Below are 18616 nucleotides of genomic sequence, written 5' to 3' on the forward strand. Positions count from 1 at the left end.
TCAGGGTATTTTGATTATTGGTTAAAGGCTGATGCAATTGCTAGCGCCTTCATTGGGTCCTTTATTGAATCAAGTGTATAGACAAGCTTTCCATCCTGCCAGACGATTAAGTTTCCAGATTCATAAACGTCTAAATGCACCATGCCGTTTTCATGTGGAATCGGAAGCGTATGGGATTCTAAATATTCTACTGCTTGTTTCGCTAGGTCAACTCCAGCGGCTGGGTTATCTGTTCGAGTATGGCTTGCTAATGCCCATCTCCCCTCATTCCATCCAGTCCATAACGAGCCTGCGCCTGCATCCTGATAGCCATTAATATTGTATCCAAGCGGTACTTGCTGCCCGCCATTTTTACTAAAATCTTCATAAGCAATCTGTTCGCTTGCCTCATCTATACTATCGAATAGCTTTACAGTAAGCTTGGCAATCGCTGTTGCATTAGTAGCATTTTTTAGCTTCACATCGTTAACAGGAATATACTCTTTGCTTTCTAGAAAAAGAACTTCAGCTTGTTTGTCTGAACCTGTTGTTGTCGCCGTTAAAAAAGTCCCTTTTGTTAGCGGAAGGTTATTTGGCATAACAACCGCTAATTCTGTTCCAAGCTGCTCTTTTATAGTCTTTAATGCTTCTGCCTGCGTGATAGAAGATACAGTGTCTTCAGATTTTGTTTCAGTTGTAGCATTCTCATTTTCATTTGATTGCTGCTCTTCTTGCGTATGGTCTTGCTGTGTATGGTCTTGTTCGCTCACTTTCTCGTCATTTGTAGTACATGCGCTTAGCATACTAATCGTGAGTAAGCTTGTAAAAAGTATTTTTTTCATTTAGACACCCCTCTTTTGGCTTTATATCAATAACGGTTTTGGCATTTTTTCAATTCTGCTCTAAAAGCCTGTGACATTAGCCAGGTTTCCCCACATTATAAAAGTGGAGAACTTCTGCTGAATCAAGTTTATTTTCCCCACTCTTTTCTCTCTTAAACGTGAAACTAGCGAAGATCATTAATTTGCTTAGTCAAGTCATTAAACTTTCGATCAAGCACTGCATATTCCTTATCCTTTGCAGTTAGAAAGCTAAGTTTGCCGAGTATTTCTTGTCTTTCATTTTCAAGCTTTAGTCGCAGTGCACTCGTATCATTTACTTGTGGCGGTGCGCTCTCTCTCCATTTTTTCTCAACGCCATTATTTTTAAGCTCCCAAACGAAGTTCGTCGTTTTTTCTAAAAAATAACGATCATGTGATACTACGAGCAATGTACCTGTATACAATTCCAATGTTTTCTCCAATTGCTCTCTTGATGGCAAATCTAAATGGTTCGTTGGCTCATCTAAAATGAGAACATTTTTTTCCTCTAGTATATATGCCATAAGCTTACACTTCACACGCTCACCCATACTCATATTGCCAATAGGTGCTGTCCAATGACTAGCTGTAAACCCTAAATGTTTCATGACATTGCGGACTTTACCTCTTTCCTCGAAAGTCTCCTTGTAAAAGTATTGCTCTGGTGTAAGTTCAAGTGGCAAATCAAATACATCCTGCGTTAAATAGCCGATGTTGGCAGCAGGTGAAATCCATATATCACCATCCGCTTTTTCTTGTCCTGTCAGCACTTTCAATAAAGTCGTTTTCCCGCTACCATTTGGGCCAGTAATAGCAATCTTTTCACCAAACTTAATTACTAAATTTATATCTTGAAATATAAGACGATGCTGAAAAGATTTTGTTACATGCTTACACTCTAAAAATCGTTTTCCTACCCGTTGGTTTGTCTCTACTGAAAATCGCACTTCCTCTTCTTGCTTAAGTTGTTCAACTTTCGTTTTTGCAAGCTCATTTTCCAAGCGTTTTTTCTTTGATTTTACTTGCGCATCCATTCGTTTAGCCTTTACTCGATAAAACTCTTTAAAACCCTCTTGCTTAGTCGATTGCGCGTGTGCCTTATGTGACCAAGACGAAAGCTCATTTATCTGTGATTCAATACGTTCAATATTTTTCTGCTGTTTATCATATGCACGTTGTTGCGCTAACCTTTGTTGCTCTCGTACCGCTATATAACTTGTATAATGTCCACTATGCTCTTGCAATTTACCGTCTTCCAATGACCATATTTTCGTGGCAACTTCGTCCAAAAAATAACGGTCATGGGACACGACAATAATTGTACCGCCATATTTTTTCACTTGGCCGATTAGCAGTGCTGTACTTGTTTCATCTAAGTGATTTGTCGGTTCATCTAACAATAGTAGTTGCGCATGTTGTGAAAATCCTCGTGCTAGTCGCCTTTTCAGCTTTTCACCACCACTTAAAGCTACAAAATCAGTGTTTGGCACATGCCATTTAGCTAGTAAATCTGCTTCCTCTGCACTTACTTCCCAATTTTCAATAGCTACTTGCTCTTGTTCAACATAAGCAATTTTGATTCGCTGTAACCACAATAGCTGCCCTTTTGTAGGAGATAGTATGCCTTGAATTAGCTGTAATAATGTCGATTTTCCAGCTCCATTTTTACCTATTATGCCAATGACTTCACCCTGTTTTACTGTAGCGGTCACATTATCAAAAATCACTGTGTCACTCACTTCATACTGTATATTTTGTACTTTTAAAAGTTCTTTCATTACATCCGTTCCTCTCCGTATAGAGGGACAAAAAAAATCCCTCCAATTATTTTGGAAGGATTAGTCGCGAAATATCATACATAAAAAAAGCTACATCGTCGAGCTTAGTTATGAGATGATCCAATACTAAAAAATGCTATACCCCAACAAAGAATTTCTAGTGGGAAAATATGCGTTTTAAGTATGCGTTTAACAATAGTTGGTGGTTAAACCTATATCGTTGCACTTATGGAAAATGGGCAGACTAATCCTATTTTTGGTTCATTGAAATATACATTTCATGTGCAAAAAATAAGATTAGTTAATCATTAGCCACCCATCGTCCCTTCATCTTTAGTTACAATAATTGTAACATCAATTGTTCAAAAACAGAATATTTATAATAAATATCTCTCTATATTTTCGAAAAAGGAGCTATGTCCACTAAAATAGAAAGGGGATTCGTCGCGGTAAATCGACGAATCCCTCGCAATATAGGTCCCTTATCTAAAACATTCGAATGCGAGTATATTATCTCGCAAGATTGTACTGAAACGCCAGCCAGATCTACTGCTCCAGCGGAATCCTGCAATAACGTCCCTGCCAATAACCGTCGGGAAAAACCAAAAACTTCTTCCGTTCGTCGTCCAAATAAATGTATTCCTAAATAAACATCTTTGAATACCACTAGAACCTCCATGCCACGCAGGCATAGCTGGCGAAAAACTCGGTGGAGCACTTGTTGGCATTTGGCCAGTTGATGGCGGACCATAATTTGGTGGGCCGAAATTTGGCGGGCCCATATTTGGTGGGCCAAAATTAGGTGGACCCATATTTGGTGGGCCGAAGTTAGGCGGACCCATATTTGGTGGGCCGAAGTTAGGTGGACCCATATTTGGTGGGCCGAAGTTAGGTGGACCCATATTTGGTGGGCCGAAATTTGGCGGACCCATATTTGGTGGGCCGAAATTTGGCGGACCCATATTTGGTGGGCCAAAATTTGGCGGACCAGGACGTCCCCCTAAGTCATTATTTGGATATAAATTCAATACAAACTCCCCCTTTTACATAATTCAATATATGTAAAAGGGCGAAAGCTGATTGAGCAATTAGCCTACTCATCATTTCATCAAAGATGTTTTTAGTCTTCACTTTTCCATGCTACAAAATCGGTTTTATGCTAAATACGATTGCATCACTCGCCAATCCTCCAGCTTTTCATCAAAAGATTTAATATTTTTTCCAGGTATCGGGCTAGTTGATGGCATTTTTTGATATGCTCGCCCGTCTAAAACATCAAAGCCAATATGTTTTTTAAACACTTCAAATGCCTTACCACCATTAAAAAGCACAAGTTCAATTTTTGGATAATGGATAAAAAGGGTTTTAAAATCATTCGGTTTTTCATTTCGAATGGCCGAATCTAAACTGCCCTTCCGCTCGCATGATTCAATTGTATCCCAAAGACCAATACGATTTTCCTTTAACAACTCTATTCGCTGACCATAATCTACAGGTATATCTCTCTGTAAAATTTCCCCAACAATAGACCAAAAGTGATTGCGTGGATTGCCATAATATTGTTGCTTCTCTAACGATAGCTTTCCTGGCATTGAGCCGACAATAAGCACTTTTGTTGCTACATCAATAATAGGAGGCAGTAAATTTTTCACTTCATCTGACACAGCTATCACTCCTTTCTTTTATTGTAGCGCAAAGTTTTAGAACGTTGCTTCAAAGCTGATTAATGTCGTTGGCAATGCGGAAGGTACTCACTATTTAATTACAAAACCAGTTGTCTCGACAACTGGTTTTTTTGTAGCTATAAAGGAAAAGCAGAGCCTGTAAGTATGTTTTTTGAACTTTTTTTTAGAAGCTCTTTCGCCGAGTGACTTTGAATATATGTCCTTACAATTTCATAACCAATGCAATACCCTATCCACGGTGGAAGCCTTCCACCATATAAATATTCAACATGGTTATTCAAGTCTTGAATATTTATATTGGGCAAAAATTGAGTCTTCCAAATAGCTAGCATCTTTTCCGAAGAATAGTCTCCCAACCAAGTCGCTAACCATTTAGACCCGTAAATTTCCTCTACAGCACATTCTGCTAAACCTTCTAAAATTATTGAATCTAAAAGCGTTACTTCCCGTAACGATTTGTTTAAGTAGTGCAATCGACAAACATGATTGTATTCATGTGCAAATAATGCTTTAAGTTCTTCCCTTTCAAGCTCTCCTATAAATAAAAATAAAGCATCTGGATATGCAACACCATTTTTGTTTGTCATGTTTTGCTCCTGTGTTAGTGGAAAAATATAAATTGGTATATCTGGCCCGCCCCATCGCTTCTTTAAATAAAAATATTCTTCCTGAACAATTTCCCAAGCATTTTGATCCTGTAGCTTCTTAATATCAATGTTTTCATGTGCTCGAAATAGCCCTTGCTGCTGTAATTCAAACTGTATTTCTTGTAGAGTTGCGCCGTTAAAATGTTCTACTAATGGGCTACATAGAATAGTACGTTGTAAATCTTCAAAATCTCTACTGCCATTTAACTTTTGACTAGTTTTTAACTCGTAAAGCCAATCATCAGTTGATATGACTGACATACGTTCACCCCCTTGCAATAGCTTATGTTTCAATAGACATTCGGCTAGTGATGATTGTATGCAACGGCATATATTATCTTGTAAGGACTAAGAAAGGAGGAGATTTCTGTGAATCCAGCTGATTGTTATAATCTTTGCTGTAAATATCACGGTAAACGTGTAAAAATTACTGATACATCTGGGAATGTTCATGTTGGAGAAGTAACTAGAGTGGATAGAAACCAGGTATGGATTCTACCTAATAGACAAAATCGAGGATATGGTTTAGGTTTTTGGGGTTGGGGATTTAGACCAGGATTCGGAGCAGGACTTGGCATCGGAATCGCATTTGGCGCAATTGCCGGTATTGCATTAGCACCTTTATTATTTTTCTAGTTTAAATACGTAGAGTATCCGTTGCTTTTAGGAAAAAATAAGCCATTTCATTATTGAAATGGCTTATTTTTCATTGGACTTTCTCTTGTTGCTGTTTTCTTTCAATTAGTTCCGATACTGTTACAAATGTATAGCCCTGTTTTTTTAATGTAGGTATTATTTCTTCTAGGGCTTTAATTGTTTGTGTGCGGTTGCCGCCTCCGTCATGAAACAAAATAACATCCCCTGGCTTTGTTCCACCGAGCACCTTTTGGACAATTTTATTTACGCCTGGTTCTTTCCAATCTTGTGTGTCTTGATGCCAAGACCACATGACGACCTGATAACCATTTTTTACGGCAGTATTAATTATTTTATCGTTATAATTACCACCTACAGGACGAAATAAAACAGGTGAAAAACCGGTAATATTATTAATTATTTCGTTTGTCCGCTGTAGTTCCTCCTGTAATTTAGATACAGAAACTTTGAATGGGTGTGTGTAAGTATGGTTGGCTAGCTCATGACCCTCTTTATAAGCTCTTGAAACAACATCTGGATACTTTTCTGCATTTTGACCAATAATAAAAAAGGTACCCTTTGCTTCATACTTAGCTAAAATATCTAGCACCTGTGAGGTATACTTCGGATGTGGGCCATCATCAAAGGTTAAGGCAACGATTTTATCCTTTGTGTTAATATCCCACACAACCTCACCAGTCTCCTCATATTCACTACGCCCTTTTTCTGCAGAGGTATTCATTCCTGTAAAACAGATAGAAATGAATAAAAAGCAAGCCGTCAAAAACAATACATTTTTACGTATCACAGTATCACCTCCCACATTTTATTGCATATTACAGCTCATCTTACTATTTACGAAACACGTCGAATTATACTTCAAAAAGACTACCTGATTTTACTTATGCCTGCTAAAATCTTTATGCTGAAAAAACATTTAACAAACTGTTTCTCTATACTTTAATAACCTGTTTAATTAAACTTTTTCTAATATCCTTATTTTTAAATAATTTCCACAAACGTAGCGTCAATTTTGAACGAAATGTGAAACCTTTCATTTAACACTTTATTTTTAATAAAATCGGTGTAAAATAAGGTGCATAACTGATATATAACAATTACAATACATTTGATTACTGTTATACTACAAATTTATATACAAAGGGGATTTTATAATGTGGATTATTACTGTTTTTGAACAAGATACATACCGTATGTTCGAGTACACTACACAAGATGAGGCTAAATTAGCGTTAAAAAATATACAACAAACTGCATTGCTTTCTTATACAAAATAAGTGCCAGGCACTCAAACAATTTATATTTCCAAGTAAAAATCTACATAGACTCCTGTGGGAACACACGTAATGTAAGACGTAACAGGCGCACGACAGCGACGGTTGTGGCTTACACTGTGCCCGCGGAAAGAGCAGTGGATTTTTACGCTTTAGGAAACCGATTTATTTTTAGTGGAAATACCGAACACCTTTTTATCTATTGCCATATGTATAGATAGAAAAGGAGTGTGATGTTCATGGTGACAATTGAACCTATTATGATTAAAGGTCATTTTTTCACTGCTGTAATAGTACATTTACCAAAAACGACACTACTAACTATTTCAAATGATACGGGCTACATCATGTGTGGTGCATTAGATGTCGGTCTTTTAAATAGTCGCTTATTAGATCGAAAAATCATCGCAGGTCGAGCGGTTGGAGTGAAAACAATAGATGAGCTGTTAACAGCCCCACTAGAGTCCGTTACATTTGAGGCAGAGCAACTAGGCATATTCGCAGGAATGACTGGAGTAGAAGCATTGTTAAAAATGATTTAAAACACTACTAGAGACCAGTCGGGAGGTGGTATTAAATGTATCACACACATGCAAATCCACATTTGCTCCCTGCATCGCGCATTATGACTGTCACAGGAAATGGAAAAGTAGTAGCGAATGCCAGTTATGTTCAGCTTCAAATTGAGGTAACTACGCAAGGGGAAAATGTGCAGCAAGCACAGCAAGAAAATGCTAGCATTATGAATCGTGTCATTCAATCCATCATGGCACTAACTATTCCAAAGGAAAATATTCAAACTGCCACCTATACGATTGCGCCTATTTATGATTATGTAGATGGCAAACAGGTATTTAAAGGCTATGAGGTAGCAAATGCAATTACGGTAAAAATACCTGATACAAATCTTGTAGGGGTTGTTATTGATACGGCTGTGGAAAATGGAGCAAATCGTATATCCTCTATCCAATTTAAAATTGATAATGCAGATGTATATTACCAGCAGGCGCTTAGCTTGGCACTTCATAATGCACAAATGAAGGCTAATACGATAGCACAGACGATGCAATTATCTGTGCATCCTCAGCCGATAGAAATTGTTGAAGAAAACGAAAGTGGCCCTGTGCTATATAAATCGATGGCAATGGCAGATTCGTCAATGGTAACGCCTATTGAACAAGGGCAAATCACTATTAGTGCCGCTGTTCGCGTTACATTTCAATACTAAATATATTTTTCAGAACGTAAAACAAAGCCTGACTCCATTTATCATAATGTAGTCAGGCTTCTTGTCTTCTATTGTTGTGCATCCCAAATAAAAGTAATTACTCATGAACTACAAATAACCATCATATATTTAGTCAGTGTAAAAAGATGATGCTTAAAGGAGGATATGATGCAAGCGGAAAACAAACGCCTTCGGAAAATTCAACATCTTGCTCATGAAATTATGGATGAGATGAACGCAGGGAAAGAATGGAATGAACTCGAAACATTAATACCTGTCATTGATAATTTATCGCGTGCAATCGGTGATTTAACAGACGCATATGGCAATTATTCATTAGATTATGTAGAGGAAAAAGTTAAAAATGCGCATACCTTATTGTTCAAGAAAAACAAAGTAGATATATACCAGTTATGACATAAAAAAAGGGTAGCCCTTAAAGGGTTACCCTAACGCCACTAATGCTCTTCAGGTGTAAATGTTTTGCAATCTGTTTCTTCACTATTGGATGCATGCTGACCTTTTTGACTTACAACGTAAATAGCTTCTGCAGTACATTTATTACCAGAGCCCCAATACGTGCAGTTATTGACTTCACATAGAATCTGTTGTGCCATCGTATCACACCTCCTTTTTTGTTATCCTTAACAAATTCGGAGTTTTCAATACTTAACTTAAACATAAAACATAAAAATAACCTAAAATAACAATGGTGCCTCGTTTTCTTTATTTTCTTCTTACAGCGACCAATTTATTTGCTGCGTGACAATGTTTAATATTGTTGTCATGCTGATCTTCAAATTGGTAAGAACGATAATATTGAATTAACCAACTATGATATAAATCTTTGATTTCGCCTTCTTTACATATTCCTTTAACAAATGGTGCTAAATCTTCTGGAATATCTACTTCGTCTGTAAATACGGTAATAATATTGATGCCCTGTATTTTCGTATGTATTTGCATTGAATGAATAATGCTATGCCAAGCTTCACGCTCTAAAAAGTGGAACAAGCCATGTGAAATAATACAATCATAGGAATGTTTAAACTCATATGTCGTAACATCTTGCACAATAGCTTGTAAGTTATGTAATTGGTGCAACGCTTTATATCTATTGATTTTAGCAATACCTGCCTCCGAAATATCGATAGCTTCAACCTCAAACCCAAGCTGTGCTAAATAGATTGCGTGCCGACCATCACCACATCCGATATCTAAAATGCGCGCTCCAGCTTGTAATGTTTTTGCCCATTCAACCACTTCCTCACTTGGGTTACCAAAAGCGTAATGCGTATCCGCTAAGTAATCTTTCTCCCAAAACGGTTTCACTATACCATCTCCTCTATCGGTTAGTTTATAAAAACGTGCTTTGACAAAAACTTCATCAAAGCACACCGACAATCTATTGCGTAATAATTAACATGTCATTTTCATCAAATTGCCACATATCACCGTGTGCAACTTCCCAATAAAAGCCGTTTGGGTCTTGGAAATAGCCGCTATAGCCTCCCCAAAACACTATTTCAGGCTCCTTTACAATATTCGCTCCCGCTTTTTTTGCTAACAAAAATATTTCATCGACTTCTTCTTTAGACTTTCCATTATAGGCAAGTGTCATGCCATTAAAGCCATCGCTTACAGCTGGCGGATTCGCTTCATCAATATCCTTTACTAAGCGCTCAATTGGGAATAAAGATATTTTTGTTCCTGCATTATTGAAAAAAATAACATCTGGATTTGTTTCATCCCCATAGACGACTACTTCAAACCCAAGCCCATCACGATAAAATGCCAGCGATTCTACCATATTTTTTACACCTAATGTAATTAAATTTAAACGATTCATCCCATCTACCCCTTTTCTACAGTATCTATTACTTATTCTCCTATTTTAGTTAATTTCCCTTCTACGACCTTGGTACGCGCTCCATATAAAAGATGACCTTCAACACAAAACATAATGCCGCTACATAAGATACACTAAGATATTAGCTATGGATTGGAGGAATTCTGCTGTATTACAATCCTTATCCGTATTATGTTTTTGTAAATCAATATCCACATTGGGGCATTTCTAATTCCCCTTTACCGCATCATTTGCCGGGACAGCTTGCGATGCCCACATCCCCAAACCCAAATCCGTACCCGCCTATTAATACATTGAAGTTGAAGACATCAGCCAAACAAATTCAGCCAATTATGCAGCAGGCCCAATTACTAACAGAGAAAATTGAAGGGTCTGATCAATTTGCACATGATCTTAAGAATGCCGCACAGCTTTCCAAGCAAGATGAAGTGCAAAAACTCATTTCTTCAGCGGGCGTTACGGCGAAGTTTGAAGCGAAATATACGCCAGATAATATTCGAATTGTATTATCAGAAGGTGGGTGCTGTAGTATAGCGGTAATTTTATATTGGTAAGGGAAAAGCTTCTTATTTTTTATAACCATGCACTCCTATAGAACTTGTAAACTATTTATGATTATGCTAGAGTATTTGGTATTACTATTTCTGAAAATTCATATATTTTTCTTATCAAGAGAGATGGAGGGATTGGCCCTATGAAGTCTCAGCAACCAGTCTTAGGCATGGTGCTAATTCCAATTTGCGAAATTCGCGAAAAGATGAGGAGACTGACTTTAGTACACAAGAGTCCTCTTCTACAAGTAGGGCTCTTTTTTTATTTTATTTTAAGCAAGAGTTAATTTCATCTTAGTTTTTCTAAAAGAGTTCACGAACATTTTAATGGTGCGGAAGGAAGCTCGGTGCTTGCACGTGGAAAGCGTCTGCCTGTAGCGTAATGATGGATCATCATAATTTTTATCTCTTCAATGTTCGTACTTAATGATGAAATTGATTCACCACTCATACTAAAAGAAAGCAGGGAATAACAATGACAAATGAACTTTTACAAGCATTAGAGCTATTAAAATCCAAGCAATGGATCGACTTAACACACACATTCGGACCTAACTCTCCTCATTTCTTTATGTTTGAAGATGCCAAATTTGAAACGCTATTTTCGCATAATGACGGCTTCTTTGCACAACAATTTACGTTTCCCGGGCAATATGGAACGCATATTGATCCACCTATCCACTTTGTTTCAAATACACGCTACTTAGACGAATTAGAATTAAAAGAACTTGTCCTACCGCTAATTGTTATTGATAAGTCCAAGGAAGCTGAATCGAACAATGACTTTACGTTAAGTGTACAAGATATTTTAGATTTCGAAGCAGAATATGGAGAAATTGAAGCAGGTACATTTGTCGCACTGCGAACTGATTGGAGTAAACGCTGGCCTGATAAGGATTTGTTCAATAATAAAGATAAAGACGGTCATAACCATATTCCAGGTTGGGGATTAGAAGCGTTGCAGTTTTTATTTTCAGAACGGAACATTAATGCAATTGGTCACGAAACATTCGATACAGATTCAGCAGCAGATTTCCGTAAAAATGGAACGCTTGATGGCGAATACTTTGTACTAGATCAGGATACATATCAAATTGAACTAATGACGAATTTAGATAAGCTACCAGCAAAAGGTGCAGTCATTTTCAACATTGTGCCAAAGCCTGAAAAAGCATCTGGATTCCCTGTACGTTCATTTGCTATTTTGCCTTAATTCTATACAAAAATGGTCTGCCTCAAATGTCATATAATCATTTGTAGCAGACCTTCTTTTAACATGCTGTATTCATTTAATCGTATTTCTTTTTTTAAATATATAGTACACAATCAGCATTAGTACTATAAACACCAATATTGCATAGAAGCTGTATTGAGATAAATACATACCAACAAAACGCCACTTATTTCCTAGCTCTTTCCCTAAAGTAATAAATGTGAAAGTCCATACGATTGCACCTGCATACGCATAAACAGCAAACTTTTTATAAGGATAATTATTAATGGCTGCAATATATGCTGTGAGATGACGAACGCCAGGTATAAAGTATCCAATAAATAATAGTACAGGCCCTATCTTTTCAAACAATTTTTTCGTAAACTCAATTTTTTGTGCTGTTATATGAATTTTCGGCCCATATTTTTGTAATAACGGTAAACCGAATCGACGACCAACAAAGTAGCTGAGGGTGATGCCTCCTGCAGCTCCCACCGCAGCACTTATTAATGCAGGAATATGCTCTAAATTTTCTCGATAAACATTATACCCTACATAGGTTAAAAAAATTTCGTCAGGAAGTGGCAGCCCGACAATCCCTCCAACTAGTATAAGAATAATCCCAAAATACCCGTAATGTTCAATAAGAGATTGCACGTGATGCACCATGTTTTACCCCACCTAAAGCCTTAATTTTCCCATTATCTTAGCTTAACATAAGCCTCTTAAAGTCAATTATTTTTAACAATCACTTTTGCATAGGTTTAATCATTATTACATGTATATCAATATTGTACAATCATCACAACTTTATTTTTGTTAAATTCAGTTTTCAACAAAAACCCTCTTTACCGTATCTTCGTAACTCTTTCAGCGCTAATTTCTATTGATGATGACTCCATATCCCTTACTGTAGACTCACTCATGTACGACTTATTTCGTTCTTGGCTGATGGGCTGACTATAAACAAATATATACGACAATGGCAACTAGAACATCTACCACGACCATTATCAATAATTTATTCATACAATTTGATAACATTCCTATCTATCCAGCAAAATCTAATCAACGCTATGCACCTACTATGAGAAGAAGGGGCTATTGCTAGCTAGTGTAGCAATAGCAATCATTTAAATATTCTCCTATAGATGCGATTGCAATATTATTTCATTTTTTATCGTATTTGTTACCTTAGATTAGCTGTAGCTTACGCAATGCATCATCTATGCCACCTTCATCCGATTTCTTCGTGACATAATCAGCGATATTTTTTAATGCGACACTGCCATTTCCCATCGCAATACCATATTCAACTTGCTTTAACATATCAATATCATTATCTCCATCTCCAAAAGCAATTGCCTCTTTCGGAAGTAGGTTGAAATATTTTAGCACTGCTTCAACAGCGATGGATTTTGATACATCGTCTTGTAGCACATTCATAATCGTCGGATGCCATCTTTCAAACTTCAAATTTGGAAATTGTGTTATGTACTTTTTCTCTTCTTGTTCGTTGGCATATAAACACATTAAGTAAACTTTCTCGTTTAAAATATTATTATTAGTGGGAGGATACTCATCTAAAGATAATGTCTCCTTCATCGCTTTTAGTGTTGCAGGATGGCGAACATTATTCATGGATAGTTGGTCAGTGAAAAATGATAGACTATTATTATTGTCTTCAGCAAAAGCTTTTACGCTTTCTACGATTTCTTGTGCGATAGGAATGGTATGGATGATTTGATCACCATGCCGAGTATAAGCACCATTAGCAGTAATAAATGTATCAATACCTAGTTCTTGCAAATCATGACACATGGATAATGGTCTACCAGTTGCAGCAACTAATCGAATTCCTTTGTTCCTTAGTATTTGTAGCGCGTTCTTCGTACTTCTTTCAATACAACCATCGCTATAGTTGATAAGCGTACCATCCACATCAAAGAAAATAATTTTACAATCCATTTCGATCTAGCCCCTTTAAATTAAATAGAAAAATATAGTGATTATTGTACTTTGAAACTAAAAAAATTAGCTTTCTACCGGCTTAAATCCCTTATCAATATGCATATTATTGAATAGTAAATTTATCCTATATGTATTATAATAAAACTACGACAATTTTTTATAAAAAACAGCATTCTAAGTATGTCAGATTTAATTTAATAAAGTAGACTAAAACATTTAACTTTTCCCTATACACCACCGATAAATACTATTGCCAGTATATTTAAACCATGCATTCCCTTTACATATAAAAAATTAATGTTTTATGGGCATTACTTTAATCATACTGAAGGAGTATACCAAAAAACATAGAATTGCTAAAATAGTAGAAAATCCATTAAATATATTGAACGAGTATCGCCCTTATTTAAATAGAACTAAAGAAATGTTAAAAACTCGACACAGAGGAGTTGGTTCATATGGGTTTTAATATTTACTACTACGAAAGTAATGTGGATTGTAAATTTTGCAAAAAACAATATACAACATATAAAGTTCGACCAAATCGTTTTAAAATAATCGAAGAACAAACGGATTTTATGCCCGTTTATGAAGGCTTAAATCCATTGCTTTATGAAGTTGCTGTATGCCCGCATTGCGGATATGCTTACCATAAATCTATGACGAGAACGTATGGACCGTTCTTGCTACTAATCGAGGAATTGTATATTAAAGAACTACATAAGCCAATGAACATCTGTCACGAACGCACGATTGATGATGCTATCGTTAGCTATAAATTGGCCTATCTCGTAGCAAAGGCCTCAATGGAAGAGGCACTTTTAATGGCTAATATCGCCCTAAAAATAGCTTGGCTGTATCGTTTGAAAAATGAAAGCGAATCTGAAACTCACTACTTATATGCAGCAAGAGACTTTTACAGTAAATCTTTTGCGTCCAATCAAGAAGGCAGCGAGCGAATTCAATTTTTACATGCCGAATTAAGCCTTCGACTCGGCGATATTGTAGAAGCAAAAAAAGGATTTTCTAGATTAATCGCAGATCGCAATGTTTCCAATAAATATCGCAAACTAGCACGTAATCGTTGGGAAAACTATAAATATGACGAACACCCTAACTATGTTTCTGAAAATAAAGAAGAAATCATCAAATAATTGAGAAGGGAGAGGATTTGAATGCTGCTGTTCGAAAAAAAAATAGACGCTCGAGAAGAGGATATTTTTTCGGAATTACATCATTTTTTATTAAGAAAAAATAATCGGCACTTAACGAATGATGAAATTGTTGCATTAACAGGTATTTCATCGGACTTACTTTATAAATGGGTGAAGACAGGCAAGTTAAAAACCTCTATCTTCCCTAATCTTGGCGCACCATGTGAACGATGCGGTAAAATTACACAAGCAAAAATTTGTGTTAACTGTTCCTCAACCATCGTTAATACCTTACAGCAAGAAGAAAAAGATCAAGCATGGTTTAATAAAATTCAACGCAATAATTCAAGAGCTAGCACTTACCATTACAAATAAACCTTTGAATACAAGAATCTACCTCATTGCGTGAATAGCCACAATGTCGTAGATTCTTTTTTTGAAAAACTACTTTGCCCTTTTGATAATTTCCATCATAATTTTCGTGACATAATCCTCTTCCCGATTTTTAATAACAGCGTCATAAATATATTCTTCATACACGTACTGCCCTAGCTCGTAGCCGTTTTCATCCATGACCTTAAATAATCGTTCATATGTTTGGCCTAGCGTCGTTGATAATCCTATATGGTAACCAATAATAAAATCTCCTTCAATCGCCTTAAAATATGGATGCCCTTCTTGAGGATGCGGTTGTTCCATATATAAGTAACAATAATTATCATAGTTACCAGCTAAAACTTGCTCTCTTTTTGTGATGCCCCCAATTGGATAGCCTGTATCAAGCTGCGAGCGATCCAATTCATCGATAAAATCCGAGACCGCCTTTACAAACTGTTCCTCTGTGGAATCTTCAATATTTTTGCTTAAATATAATGTCTCTTCCGGGAAATGACCGATCGTAATGCTGTCAAAATCTATATGCATCGCTTCCTCTGTTGTCTCGATTTTTACCTCAATAATACTTTCAATCATTTCAAGCTCTTGCCGTTTTTTCGCCACAAGCTCCTTTTGCTGACGCATCAAATCTAAAAAGTTTTCTGGTGATTTATCCGCCATATACTTTTGAATTTCTTTTAAAGACATACCAAGTGTTTTTAATAATTCAATAACGCTAAAAAAATCATATTGAGCGATGGAATAATAACGATAGTCTTTACTATCTTTCATAATTGGTGATAGAAGGCCAATTTGATCATAGTAAATGAGCGTTTGTTTATTCACCTTACAAAGCTTAGCAAATTCACCTGTTGTAAAATATTTTACGTTTTTATTAAGCATTTTAAGTTTCCTTTCTTGACTATATAGTTACTATATACTTTAGATTGTAGCTATTCACAATAAATTTAGAAAGGTTTTGACATTATGTTCACGGAAATACGTGACATCACAGCTTTAAACAAAGAAGAAGTATTAGCTTTACACATCGCTGACAATCAGCAGGACTTTATTGAAAGTACACAGCAATGCTTAGACGAGGCAGAGGACGATCGACGATTTATTCCAGTTGGTTTGTACAAGGAGGATATCCCGGTAGGCTTCGCAATGTATGGTGTATTTCCTCACGAGGACGATACACAACGCGTTTGGCTAGACCGCTATTTAATTGATGAGCGTTATCAGCATAAAGGACTTGGAAAGTACTTTTTACAGCAGCTTATCAGTTTTTTACAAACAAAATACAATTGCCAAAAAATATTTTTAAGCGTCTATGACAACAATAAAGTAGCCATTCAGCTCTATAAAAAGTTTGGGTTCGCCTTTAACGGTGAACTAGATGAAAAGGGCGAAAAGGTCATGGTAAGAGAGGTACTTGCTCATGACGACAATTAATCCAATTGAAACAAGACCGTTAAAGCCATTGTTTTTATCCTACTTATTCCCTGCGATGATTGGTATGCTACTCATGTCTGTAAACATTTTAGTTGATGGTATATTTGTCAGTCATGGGGTTGGCCCAACAGCTTTAGCAGGTGTCAATATTGCCGTACCGATTTTCTCCATTTTGTTGTCAATTTCACTGTGGATTGGTATGGGCGGTGCCACATTGTATTCTATTTCGCTCGGTGAAGGCAATAGAAAAAGAGCACATCAGCTTTTTACACTCTCGTTTACAACGATGCTTGCAGTAGTTTTAACTTTAGTGCTATTACTTTTATCAAACTTGAAGGAAATTGCCTATATATTTGGGGCAAGTGATGTTACTTATCCTTTTGTGCAAGAGTACTTGCATGTGATTTTGATATTTGGTGTTTTTTACACAATTGAAAACTTATTAAGTATTTTTATTCGCAATGATGGAAATCCAAAGCTCGCAATGATGGGTTTAATCACTACATCCATTTTAAATATATTATTAAACTACGTATTTATTTTCGTGCTCCATTACGGTGTAAAAGGTTGCGCTTTAGCGACAGCAATCTCTACAATCATTGGCATGTCGGTGCTATGTCTCCATTTCTTCAGAAAGCAATCTGAATTAAAATTTGTATCTTCATTTTTCAGCCTATCCGATTTAAAGAAAATATTTGCCATTGGTTTACCAAGCTTTATCGTAGAAGCTTCCATGGCGATTATCGTTATTTTATATAATGTATCATTTTTGCACTACCTTGGCGCTAACGGCGTAACAGCATATGCAATGGTTAACTATATTCATACAGTATTATTAACTGTATTCTTAGGTATTGGTATGGCTCTACAACCTCTTGTCAGCTACCACCATGGTGCCAGATTAACAAAGCGTTTAACAGCGCTATTGAAAATTGGCTTAGCTACCGCTCTTATTCTCGGATTAAGCATTGCCATTATTGCTATGCTATTCCCTTCGCAGTTAATAGCGTTATTCGGCGATAGTACGTTTGAAATTCGCCATATAGCAACCCAAGGATTTGTTCAATTTGCAATTGGTTATGTCTTCTTAGGCTTAAACATGGTACTTGCAGAGTTTTTCCAATCTATTGAAAAAATTCGCCTTGCAACAACAATTATGTTACTGCGCAGTATTATTTTATTTATTCCAGCGCTCTTATTGCTACCTAAATTACTAGGAGCACAAGCAATTTGGTGGACTTTCCCCGTCGCTGAAGGTATTACTGCATTGCTGATTTTCTTATATATCAGAAGAAAGCCACGTGCGGTTTTTTCAAACTAAGACTAAGTGGGAATTCAAAAATAATAATTACTGCCATTGATTCCTGCTACGGGCGGGTGTTTTCCGCTTTAGTGCCTGGCACTTTGCTAAGAAACTTCGCATCATATCTACTCCTAAATCGGAAAATTCCACTACGCTTTCCGCGGGCACATTGTAAGCCGCAACCCTCGCTGTCGCGCGGTTTGTTGCGTCTTACATTACGTGCGTTCCCGCAGGAGTCTACGTGGATTTTTCCTTGGCAAGACATCTGGAAATTGTTTGAGTGTCTGGCACTTTAAGCATAATATCTGCACCTAAATCGAAAAAATCCACTTCGCTTTCCGCGGGCACATTGTAAGCCGCAACCCTCGCTGTCGCGCGGTTTGTCGCGTCTTACATTACGTGCGTTCCCGCAGGAGTCTACGTGGATTTTTCCTTGGTAAGACATATGGAAATTGTTTGAGTGCCTGGCACTTTAAGCATAATATCTGCACCTAAATCGAAAAAATCCACTACGCTTTTCGCGGGCACATTGTAAGCCGCAACCCTCGCTGTCGCGCGGTTTGTCGCGTCTTACATTACGTGCGTTCCCGCAGGAGTCTACGTGGATTTTTCCTTA

23 protein-coding genes and 1 riboswitch are annotated in these 18616 nt (G+C 36.8%); of the genes, 11 read left to right on the forward strand and 12 right to left on the reverse strand.

Annotated features, from left to right (window positions below; genetic code table 11):
* Positions 1-14: 14 nt before the first annotated feature.
* The 5 genes from ACQKNX_RS19870 to ACQKNX_RS19890 form a co-directional block, all read right to left on the reverse strand.
* Positions 15-821 carry a hypothetical protein gene (locus ACQKNX_RS19870; RefSeq protein WP_427430346.1) on the reverse strand — a complete coding sequence of 269 codons (807 nt, stop codon included), beginning with the start codon at positions 819-821 and terminating at the stop codon, positions 15-17.
* Between the two features lie 164 nt (positions 822-985).
* Positions 986-2617, reverse strand: coding sequence for a ribosomal protection-like ABC-F family protein (gene abc-f / locus ACQKNX_RS19875; RefSeq protein ID WP_427430347.1), 1632 nt, complete (start codon positions 2615-2617; stop codon positions 986-988).
* Between the two features lie 482 nt (positions 2618-3099).
* Positions 3100-3645, reverse strand: coding sequence for a hypothetical protein (locus ACQKNX_RS19880; protein ID WP_427430348.1), 546 nt, complete (start codon positions 3643-3645; stop codon positions 3100-3102).
* Between the two features lie 126 nt (positions 3646-3771).
* Entirely contained in the window at positions 3772-4281 is a 510-nt protein-coding gene (locus ACQKNX_RS19885) for a DNA-deoxyinosine glycosylase (RefSeq protein ID WP_427430349.1), read from the reverse strand.
* 137 nt (positions 4282-4418) lie between these two features.
* The gene (locus tag ACQKNX_RS19890) at positions 4419-5210 is read right to left on the reverse strand and encodes a DUF2268 domain-containing protein (protein WP_427430350.1); all 792 of its coding nucleotides are present in this window, start codon (positions 5208-5210) and stop codon (positions 4419-4421) included.
* A gap of 108 nt (positions 5211-5318) precedes the next feature.
* On the opposite strand from ACQKNX_RS19890, the gene ACQKNX_RS19895 reads away from it, so the two are divergent.
* The gene (locus ACQKNX_RS19895) at positions 5319-5585 is read left to right on the forward strand and encodes a hypothetical protein (protein ID WP_427430351.1); all 267 of its coding nucleotides are present in this window, start codon (positions 5319-5321) and stop codon (positions 5583-5585) included.
* A 70-nt stretch (positions 5586-5655) separates the two neighbouring features.
* Here ACQKNX_RS19895 and ACQKNX_RS19900 read toward each other — a convergent pair whose 3' ends face one another.
* On the reverse strand, positions 5656-6327 hold the full coding sequence (locus tag ACQKNX_RS19900; protein ID WP_427430384.1) for a polysaccharide deacetylase family protein: 672 nt from the start codon (positions 6325-6327) through the stop codon (positions 5656-5658).
* A 433-nt stretch (positions 6328-6760) separates the two neighbouring features.
* Between ACQKNX_RS19900 and ACQKNX_RS19905 the strand changes: the two genes are divergently transcribed.
* The 4 genes from ACQKNX_RS19905 (at position 6761) to ACQKNX_RS19920 (ending at position 8525) form a co-directional block, all read left to right on the forward strand.
* Positions 6761-6883, forward strand: a complete 123-nt coding sequence (locus ACQKNX_RS19905; RefSeq protein ID WP_427430352.1) for a hypothetical protein — start codon at positions 6761-6763, stop codon at positions 6881-6883.
* A gap of 236 nt (positions 6884-7119) precedes the next feature.
* Positions 7120-7422: a YunC family protein gene (locus tag ACQKNX_RS19910; protein ID WP_173479305.1), complete on the forward strand. Its 303-nt coding sequence runs from the start codon at positions 7120-7122 to the stop codon at positions 7420-7422.
* A gap of 35 nt (positions 7423-7457) precedes the next feature.
* Positions 7458-8108 carry an SIMPL domain-containing protein gene (locus ACQKNX_RS19915; protein ID WP_427430353.1) on the forward strand — a complete coding sequence of 217 codons (651 nt, stop codon included), beginning with the start codon at positions 7458-7460 and terminating at the stop codon, positions 8106-8108.
* A gap of 168 nt (positions 8109-8276) precedes the next feature.
* Positions 8277-8525, forward strand: a complete 249-nt coding sequence (locus ACQKNX_RS19920) for a group-specific protein (RefSeq protein ID WP_427430385.1) — start codon at positions 8277-8279, stop codon at positions 8523-8525.
* 41 nt (positions 8526-8566) lie between these two features.
* On the opposite strand, the gene ACQKNX_RS19925 is transcribed toward ACQKNX_RS19920, so the two are convergent.
* From ACQKNX_RS19925 to ACQKNX_RS19935, 3 genes are all read right to left on the reverse strand, one after another.
* Entirely contained in the window at positions 8567-8725 is a 159-nt protein-coding gene (locus tag ACQKNX_RS19925) for a DUF1540 domain-containing protein (protein WP_173479301.1), read from the reverse strand.
* Between the two features lie 109 nt (positions 8726-8834).
* Complete coding sequence (locus ACQKNX_RS19930) at positions 8835-9440, reverse strand: methyltransferase domain-containing protein (RefSeq protein ID WP_427430354.1); 606 nt, start codon at positions 9438-9440, stop codon at positions 8835-8837.
* Between the two features lie 73 nt (positions 9441-9513).
* Positions 9514-9957, reverse strand: coding sequence for a VOC family protein (locus ACQKNX_RS19935; protein WP_427430355.1), 444 nt, complete (start codon positions 9955-9957; stop codon positions 9514-9516).
* 269 nt (positions 9958-10226) lie between these two features.
* Between ACQKNX_RS19935 and ACQKNX_RS19940 the strand changes: the two genes are divergently transcribed.
* Positions 10227-10532 carry a hypothetical protein gene (locus ACQKNX_RS19940; RefSeq protein WP_340821855.1) on the forward strand — a complete coding sequence of 102 codons (306 nt, stop codon included), beginning with the start codon at positions 10227-10229 and terminating at the stop codon, positions 10530-10532.
* Positions 10533-10640: 108 nt separating this feature from the next.
* Positions 10641-10742, forward strand: a riboswitch (SAM riboswitch).
* Between the two features lie 262 nt (positions 10743-11004).
* Complete coding sequence (locus tag ACQKNX_RS19945; protein ID WP_427430356.1) at positions 11005-11742, forward strand: cyclase family protein; 738 nt, start codon at positions 11005-11007, stop codon at positions 11740-11742.
* Positions 11743-11814: 72 nt separating this feature from the next.
* On the opposite strand, the gene ACQKNX_RS19950 is transcribed toward ACQKNX_RS19945, so the two are convergent.
* Together ACQKNX_RS19950 and ACQKNX_RS19955 are read right to left on the reverse strand one after the other, a co-directional pair.
* Positions 11815-12411, reverse strand: a complete 597-nt coding sequence (locus ACQKNX_RS19950) for a DedA family protein (RefSeq protein ID WP_427430357.1) — start codon at positions 12409-12411, stop codon at positions 11815-11817.
* 525 nt (positions 12412-12936) lie between these two features.
* Complete coding sequence (locus ACQKNX_RS19955) at positions 12937-13710, reverse strand: Cof-type HAD-IIB family hydrolase (protein WP_427430358.1); 774 nt, start codon at positions 13708-13710, stop codon at positions 12937-12939.
* A gap of 461 nt (positions 13711-14171) precedes the next feature.
* On the opposite strand from ACQKNX_RS19955, the gene ACQKNX_RS19960 reads away from it, so the two are divergent.
* On the forward strand, positions 14172-14867 hold the full coding sequence (locus ACQKNX_RS19960) for a DUF2225 domain-containing protein (protein ID WP_427430359.1): 696 nt from the start codon (positions 14172-14174) through the stop codon (positions 14865-14867).
* 21 nt (positions 14868-14888) lie between these two features.
* Positions 14889-15242: a hypothetical protein gene (locus ACQKNX_RS19965; RefSeq protein ID WP_427430360.1), complete on the forward strand. Its 354-nt coding sequence runs from the start codon at positions 14889-14891 to the stop codon at positions 15240-15242.
* 69 nt (positions 15243-15311) lie between these two features.
* Here the strand turns inward: ACQKNX_RS19965 and ACQKNX_RS19970 are convergent, their stop codons facing one another.
* Positions 15312-16145, reverse strand: coding sequence for a MerR family transcriptional regulator (locus ACQKNX_RS19970; protein ID WP_427430361.1), 834 nt, complete (start codon positions 16143-16145; stop codon positions 15312-15314).
* Between the two features lie 84 nt (positions 16146-16229).
* On the opposite strand from ACQKNX_RS19970, the gene ACQKNX_RS19975 reads away from it, so the two are divergent.
* Together ACQKNX_RS19975 and ACQKNX_RS19980 are read left to right on the forward strand one after the other, a co-directional pair.
* Positions 16230-16697: a GNAT family N-acetyltransferase gene (locus ACQKNX_RS19975; protein ID WP_427430362.1), complete on the forward strand. Its 468-nt coding sequence runs from the start codon at positions 16230-16232 to the stop codon at positions 16695-16697.
* Complete coding sequence (locus ACQKNX_RS19980) at positions 16684-18018, forward strand: MATE family efflux transporter (RefSeq protein WP_427430363.1); 1335 nt, start codon at positions 16684-16686, stop codon at positions 18016-18018. The genes ACQKNX_RS19975 and ACQKNX_RS19980 overlap by 14 nt, the downstream gene beginning before the upstream one ends.
* Positions 18019-18616 lie beyond the last annotated feature (598 nt).

Source organism: Lysinibacillus sp. NPDC093712 (assembly GCF_050280025.1).
Classification (GTDB): Bacteria; Bacillota; Bacilli; order Bacillales_A; family Planococcaceae; genus Lysinibacillus.

Excerpts from the sequence above, each read along its gene's own strand:
- ACQKNX_RS19870 (WP_427430346.1), bottom strand. The coding sequence starts at position 821 with ATGAAAAAAATACTTTTTACAAGCTTACTCACGATTAGTATGCTAAGC.
- abc-f (WP_427430347.1), bottom strand. The coding sequence starts at position 2,617 with ATGAAAGAACTTTTAAAAGTACAAAATATACAGTATGAAGTGAGTGAC.
- ACQKNX_RS19890 (WP_427430350.1), bottom strand. The coding sequence starts at position 5,210 with ATGTCAGTCATATCAACTGATGATTGGCTTTACGAGTTAAAAACTAGT.
- ACQKNX_RS19900 (WP_427430384.1), bottom strand. The coding sequence starts at position 6,327 with ATGAATACCTCTGCAGAAAAAGGGCGTAGTGAATATGAGGAGACTGGT.
- ACQKNX_RS19905 (WP_427430352.1), top strand. The coding sequence starts at position 6,761 with ATGTGGATTATTACTGTTTTTGAACAAGATACATACCGTATGTTCGAG.
- ACQKNX_RS19910 (WP_173479305.1), top strand. The coding sequence starts at position 7,120 with ATGGTGACAATTGAACCTATTATGATTAAAGGTCATTTTTTCACTGCT.
- ACQKNX_RS19915 (WP_427430353.1), top strand. The coding sequence starts at position 7,458 with ATGTATCACACACATGCAAATCCACATTTGCTCCCTGCATCGCGCATT.
- ACQKNX_RS19920 (WP_427430385.1), top strand. The coding sequence starts at position 8,277 with ATGCAAGCGGAAAACAAACGCCTTCGGAAAATTCAACATCTTGCTCAT.
- ACQKNX_RS19925 (WP_173479301.1), bottom strand. The coding sequence starts at position 8,725 with ATGGCACAACAGATTCTATGTGAAGTCAATAACTGCACGTATTGGGGC.
- ACQKNX_RS19935 (WP_427430355.1), bottom strand. The coding sequence starts at position 9,957 with ATGAATCGTTTAAATTTAATTACATTAGGTGTAAAAAATATGGTAGAA.
- ACQKNX_RS19940 (WP_340821855.1), top strand. The coding sequence starts at position 10,227 with ATGCCCACATCCCCAAACCCAAATCCGTACCCGCCTATTAATACATTG.
- ACQKNX_RS19945 (WP_427430356.1), top strand. The coding sequence starts at position 11,005 with ATGACAAATGAACTTTTACAAGCATTAGAGCTATTAAAATCCAAGCAA.
- ACQKNX_RS19950 (WP_427430357.1), bottom strand. The coding sequence starts at position 12,411 with ATGGTGCATCACGTGCAATCTCTTATTGAACATTACGGGTATTTTGGG.
- ACQKNX_RS19955 (WP_427430358.1), bottom strand. The coding sequence starts at position 13,710 with ATGGATTGTAAAATTATTTTCTTTGATGTGGATGGTACGCTTATCAAC.
- ACQKNX_RS19960 (WP_427430359.1), top strand. The coding sequence starts at position 14,172 with ATGGGTTTTAATATTTACTACTACGAAAGTAATGTGGATTGTAAATTT.
- ACQKNX_RS19965 (WP_427430360.1), top strand. The coding sequence starts at position 14,889 with ATGCTGCTGTTCGAAAAAAAAATAGACGCTCGAGAAGAGGATATTTTT.
- ACQKNX_RS19970 (WP_427430361.1), bottom strand. The coding sequence starts at position 16,145 with ATGCTTAATAAAAACGTAAAATATTTTACAACAGGTGAATTTGCTAAG.
- ACQKNX_RS19975 (WP_427430362.1), top strand. The coding sequence starts at position 16,230 with ATGTTCACGGAAATACGTGACATCACAGCTTTAAACAAAGAAGAAGTA.
- ACQKNX_RS19980 (WP_427430363.1), top strand. The coding sequence starts at position 16,684 with ATGACGACAATTAATCCAATTGAAACAAGACCGTTAAAGCCATTGTTT.